General features: G+C 68.3%; 5 protein-coding genes. 4 read left to right on the forward strand and 1 reads right to left on the reverse strand.

Going from position 1 to position 4,839, the window contains the following annotated elements; all coding sequences use genetic code 11:
• The first annotated feature begins 572 nt into the window (after positions 1 to 572).
• The 3 genes from ACWGIU_RS29915 to ACWGIU_RS29925 all read left to right on the forward strand — a co-directional run bounded on the left by ACWGIU_RS29915 (position 573) and on the right by ACWGIU_RS29925 (position 3,141).
• Positions 573 to 701, forward strand: coding sequence for a hypothetical protein (locus ACWGIU_RS29915; protein WP_453710993.1), 129 nt, complete (start codon positions 573 to 575; stop codon positions 699 to 701).
• Between the two features lie 90 nt (positions 702 to 791).
• Positions 792 to 1,832 (forward strand): 3-isopropylmalate dehydrogenase, encoded by a 1,041-nt coding sequence (locus ACWGIU_RS29920; protein ID WP_453710995.1) that lies wholly within the window; start codon positions 792 to 794, stop codon positions 1,830 to 1,832.
• A gap of 223 nt (positions 1,833 to 2,055) precedes the next feature.
• A complete protein-coding gene (locus ACWGIU_RS29925; RefSeq protein ID WP_453710997.1) occupies positions 2,056 to 3,141 on the forward strand; it encodes a branched-chain amino acid aminotransferase in 1,086 nt (361 codons plus the stop codon).
• 141 nt (positions 3,142 to 3,282) lie between these two features.
• On the opposite strand, the gene ACWGIU_RS29930 is transcribed toward ACWGIU_RS29925, so the two are convergent.
• Positions 3,283 to 4,050 carry a cytochrome c biogenesis CcdA family protein gene (locus tag ACWGIU_RS29930; RefSeq protein WP_453710999.1) on the reverse strand — a complete coding sequence of 256 codons (768 nt, stop codon included), beginning with the start codon at positions 4,048 to 4,050 and terminating at the stop codon, positions 3,283 to 3,285.
• A 305-nt stretch (positions 4,051 to 4,355) separates the two neighbouring features.
• Between ACWGIU_RS29930 and ACWGIU_RS29935 the strand changes: the two genes are divergently transcribed.
• Complete coding sequence (locus ACWGIU_RS29935; protein ID WP_453711001.1) at positions 4,356 to 4,814, forward strand: RICIN domain-containing protein; 459 nt, start codon at positions 4,356 to 4,358, stop codon at positions 4,812 to 4,814.
• The last annotated feature ends 25 nt before the right edge of the window (positions 4,815 to 4,839 follow it).

The following is a 4,839-nucleotide window of genomic DNA, read 5'->3' on the forward strand; positions in this document are numbered from 1 at the left end:
CTGTAAGGGCTGCCCCTCATCCCGGTGGATCGGCGCACGGTGTCGGATGCGGCGCATCGCCAGGCGGAGGGAGCGCCCGAGTAGCCCGAGGTGCGCGCCGTGGTCGCCGGCGTGCCGGGCGGGGCGACCGGCGGCGCCCTCGGGGACAGCTCGGGCTTCGACCACGTCCCGAAGCGACCGAGGCGGTGGACATCCCCGGTCCGCGCCGTGGGGGATCGGTGCGGCAGGTGGGATACGTCACTACGGCGGAATCCGCCTCAACTCTCGCCGTACGGGCTCTGAACAGGGAACTTCGCTCGGAGAGGAGTGCAACCGGAGCCACCGGACGGGGCTTTCCCGGGGGCTGGGCGTCTCAGATAGTAGGAAGCCCGAGTAATTGCCGAGACATACAACGGGACCTGCCCTAGCTTTGTAGAAGCCGAACGTCTCGCCGATCAGGCGAATGGCGGTCGAGAGCGCGCGCCCCCTGGCAGGCAACCCCTGCGGCGCATCGCTCCCCGCCTCTTCCGGCGCCTTGAAGGAACCCCTCATCCGTGGCCCCGCCACGCCGTGATCTCAAGGAGTCGATCACCATGACCGTTTCCACCGCCACCCGCCGCGTCCGCCACACCTCCGCCTCGGCCGACGACCGCAAGAACGCCGCCGCCGCTCTCCAGCGCGCCCTCGACCGCCGTGACAACGGCGGGTCGACCGGCCACTGACCTGCGTCGCCCGAGACATTCCGCGTCCGCGTACGTCCACATGGTGGACGTGGAATGTCTGAGGGCTGGGACACGGAGTACGGTTCCGTCATGTCGACCAGCATCAATCTCGCAGTGATCCCCGGTGATGGCATCGGCCAGGAAGTCGTGGCTCAGGGACTCAAGGTCCTTACCGCGGTCCTGCCCCAGGATGTGAAGCTGGAGACCAAGCAATACGATCTCGGCGCCCAGCGCTGGCACCGCACCGGTGAGACCCTCCCGGAGGCGGAGCTCGAAGAGCTCAAGCACCACGACGCGATCCTGCTCGGTGCCATCGGTGACCCGTCGGTCCCGTCCGGCGTGCTGGAGCGCGGTCTGCTGCTGAAGCTCCGCTTCGCCTTCGACCACTTCATCAACCTGCGCCCGTCGAAGCTGTTCCCGAACACGGCCACCCCGCTCGCCGGCCGCCCGGAGATCGACTTCGTCGTGGTCCGCGAGGGCACCGAGGGCCCGTACACCGGCAACGGCGGCAGCCTGCGCACCGGTACCCCCGCCGAGGTGGCCACCGAGGTCAGCATCAACACCGCCTACGGCGTCGAGCGCGTCGTCCGTGACGCGTACGAGCGGGCGAACGCCCGCCCCCGCAAGAAGCTGACGCTGGTCCACAAGAACAACGTCCTGGTGTACGCGGGCCACATGTGGAAGAACATCTTCGACAAGGTCGGCCAGGAGTACCCCGAGGTCAGCACCGACTACCTGCACGTCGACGCCGCGACGATCTTCTTCGTCACGCAGCCCGAGCGCTTCGACGTCATCGTCACGGACAACCTCTTCGGTGACATCCTCACCGACCTGGCCGCCGCCGTGACCGGCGGAATCGGTCTCGCCGCCTCCGGGAACATCAACCCGACCGGCGCCTTCCCGTCCATGTTCGAGCCCGTCCACGGCTCGGCCCCGGACATCGCCGGCACGGGCAAGGCCGACCCGACCGCGACGATCCTCTCCGTGGCCCTCCTGCTGCGTCACCTGGGCTACGAGGCCCAGGCCGTCCGCATCGAGGACGCGGTCTCCGCCGACCTGGCGGAGCGCGACGGAACCTTCCGCTCCACCGACGCGATCGGTGACGCCCTCGCCGCTCGAGTAGCCGGCTGACCCGGCAGCTCCACCTCAGGAAGCCGCCGGGTCACAATGGGACCCGGCGGCTTTTCCTGTGCGGCCCCGGGTGCCACCATCTCCCTGGGCCGCTGTCCCCGCTTCTCCGCAGCCCGCTCGCGCGCGATAATCGAACGCGAGGCCGCGGAATGCGGGAAGCTCGGACGTCCTAGTACGCCGTGAGCGCGGTCCGCCATACACAACCGGTGAAGGACAAGCACTCATGACGACGCCCACGATCGAGCTCAAGCCCTCCTCGAACCCGCTGTCCGATGCGGAGCGCGAGGCGATCCTGGCCAGCCCCGGCTTCGGCCGCCACTTCACCGACCACATGGTGACGATCAAGTGGACCGAGGGTCGCGGCTGGCACGATGCCGAGCTGGTCCCGTACGCGCCGCTCGCGATCGACCCGGCGAACATGACGCTGCACTACGCGCAGACGATCTTCGAGGGCCTCAAGGCCTACCGCCAGCCCGACGGCACCGTGGCCACCTTCCGCCCCGAGGCCAACGCCGCACGCTTCCAGTCCTCCGCGCGCCGCATGGCCATGCCGGAGCTGCCGGCCGAGCTCTTCATCGAAGCCTGCGACGCGCTGATCAAGCAGGACCGCGCCTGGGTGCCGGACTCCGGCGAGGCCTCCCTCTACCTGCGCCCCTTCATGTTCGCCTCCGAGGTCGGCCTCGGCGTCCGTCCGGCGAACGAGTTCCTCTTCATCGTCATCGCCTCGCCCGCCGGCGCGTACTTCCCCGGGGGCGTCAAGCCCGTCTCCGTCTGGCTCTCCGAGGACTACGTCCGCGCGGTCAAGGGCGGCACCGGCGCGGCCAAGACCGGCGGCAACTACGCGGCCTCGCTGGTCGCGCAGGCCCAGGCGGCCTCGCACGGCTGCGACCAGGTGGTCTGGCTCGACGCCGTCGAGCACCGCTGGATCGAGGAGATGGGGGGCATGAACCTGTACTTCGTGTACGGCGACCGCATCGTCACCCCGGAGCTCACCGGCTCGCTCCTGCCCGGCATCACCCGCGACTCCCTCCTCACCATCGCCCGCGACCTCGGCTACACCGCCGAGGAGGGCCGCCTGACCACCGAGGACTGGCAGCGCGACAACGAGAACGGCACCCTCACCGAGGTGTTCGCCTGCGGTACCGCGGCCGTGATCACCCCGGTCGGCTCGGTCAAGTCCGAGCGCGCCAACTGGACCCAGGGCGACGGCGAGCCGGGCCAGGTCACCATGCGCCTGCGCAAGGCGCTGCTGGAGCTCCAGACCGGCCACAGCGCCGACACCCACGGCTGGATGCACCCGCTGGGCTAGATCGTCAGAAAAGGGGAAGCGCCTGCGGCCGGCGAGAACGAGGACTGTCGAGTTCCTCGTTCCCACCGCGTCGGAGGCGCTTCCCCGTTGAAGTGGCACCGAGGGGGCCGTCCACCCGGCCCGCCGGAGACGTCGCCGGGCTCAGATCCCGACCGCGTTGGACGCGGGCAGCCAGATCTGCAGCTGGTAGACGAAGTCGCTCCACAGCCCGGTGACGAGAAGCACTCCGACCGCGATGAGGAATCCTCCGCCGATCCTGAGCACCAGCGCGTAGTGCTGCTTGACCCATCCGAACGCCTTCATCGACCGGCGGAAGGCGACAGCCGCGAGGATGAAGGGAACACCCAGGCCCAGGCAGAAGAAGGACACGAGGAGCGCGCCTCGGCCCGGGCTCTCCTGCCCCATGGACAGGCTCATCACGGCTCCGAGGGTCGGACCCATGCAGGGCGACCACCCGAGTCCGAACGTGAAGCCGAGAACGGGTGCGCCGAGCAGTCCGGCTCCGGGCTTCCGGTGGATCCGGAAGTCGCGCTGCGTGAAGCCCGGGAGGAATCCCATGAAGGCGAGCCCGAAAAGGATCGTAAGGCTTCCCAGAATTATGTTGAGCGTGTCCTTGTATGCGGACAGGGTGCTGCCGAAGTAACCGAAGAAGGCGCCCTGAGTGACAAATGGGGCCGAGAATCCGAGTACGAAGAGGAGTGCGCCCAGAAGCATCCGGCCACGCTTTTCCTCCCGCGCCTCAGGGTTCAGCGTCGAGGCGGAAAGGCCCGTGACGTAGCCGAGGTACCCCGGGACGAGCGGCAGCACGCAGGGGGAGAAGAACGAGATGATCCCGGCCAGGAGGGCCACCGGCACGGCGGCGACCAGGGTGCCGCTGGTCACCAGCGAAGTTGTCGATGCCAGGACCATCGGGGCCTCCTTGTTCGCGGCCCGGTCGAGGCACGTGCGCAGACGGTGGGGATCCCCAGTGTGGCACGCGGCATCCGTGCGGCCGCGGTCAGGGGTGCGCGGACGAGCGCCGGAGGATCGGCGACGATAAAAGCCATATCGCCGCATTGGGTTTTTTGTTGCCAATTGCCCGATTAAAACCCTTGGGGTGCGTGTTCGAGCTTCATGTACGGTTTCTCGTCGGGGTGGGTGATCCGACAGGGGGTCGATCGAGGGCTTGACCAGCCTTCACCAAAAGGGCCTGCCCCGAGACAAAGGGGAAAGAATTGAAGATCAGCAGGCGGGTCGTGCGGCCCGTTTCTGTCGCCCTGATGATTCCGGCGCTGGCTCTCGGTGCGGCCACGAACGCATTCGCCGACGGCAATGTGTCCTGGCGCAACGTGGCCACCGGGAAATACCTGTTGACGGGGCAGGGCACCTTCGGGATGGTGCTCACCGGAAGCGACAGCGCCCCCAGGTGGCGCGAGGTCAAGCAGGGCGACGGATCCTGGCAGCTCAAAGCCCACAAGGGCAGCGGCGATGTCTGCCTCGACAGCAATGCCGCCGGCAACGTCTACCTCCGGTCCTGCCAGGGCGGCAACGACTACCAGAAGTGGTGGGAGACGAAGACCTCCAGCGGCTGGAAGATCACGAACAAGGCCACCGGCCGCGTTCTGGACAGCAACCGGACGGGGCAGGTGTACACGCTGCCGGACAACGGCGGCAACTACCAGCGCTGGTCCTGAGCGGCGCGTCCCACGTACGCAGGCC

The sequence above is a fragment of the Streptomyces sp. NPDC054840 genome (genome assembly GCF_053611065.1).

Bases quoted from the DNA above. Each gene is read 5' to 3' on its own strand.
- ACWGIU_RS29915 (WP_453710993.1), top strand. From the start codon at position 573: ATGACCGTTTCCACCGCCACCCGCCGCGTCCGCCACACCTCCGCCTCG.
- ACWGIU_RS29920 (WP_453710995.1), top strand. From the start codon at position 792: ATGTCGACCAGCATCAATCTCGCAGTGATCCCCGGTGATGGCATCGGC.
- ACWGIU_RS29925 (WP_453710997.1), top strand. From the start codon at position 2,056: ATGACGACGCCCACGATCGAGCTCAAGCCCTCCTCGAACCCGCTGTCC.
- ACWGIU_RS29930 (WP_453710999.1), bottom strand. From the start codon at position 4,050: ATGGTCCTGGCATCGACAACTTCGCTGGTGACCAGCGGCACCCTGGTC.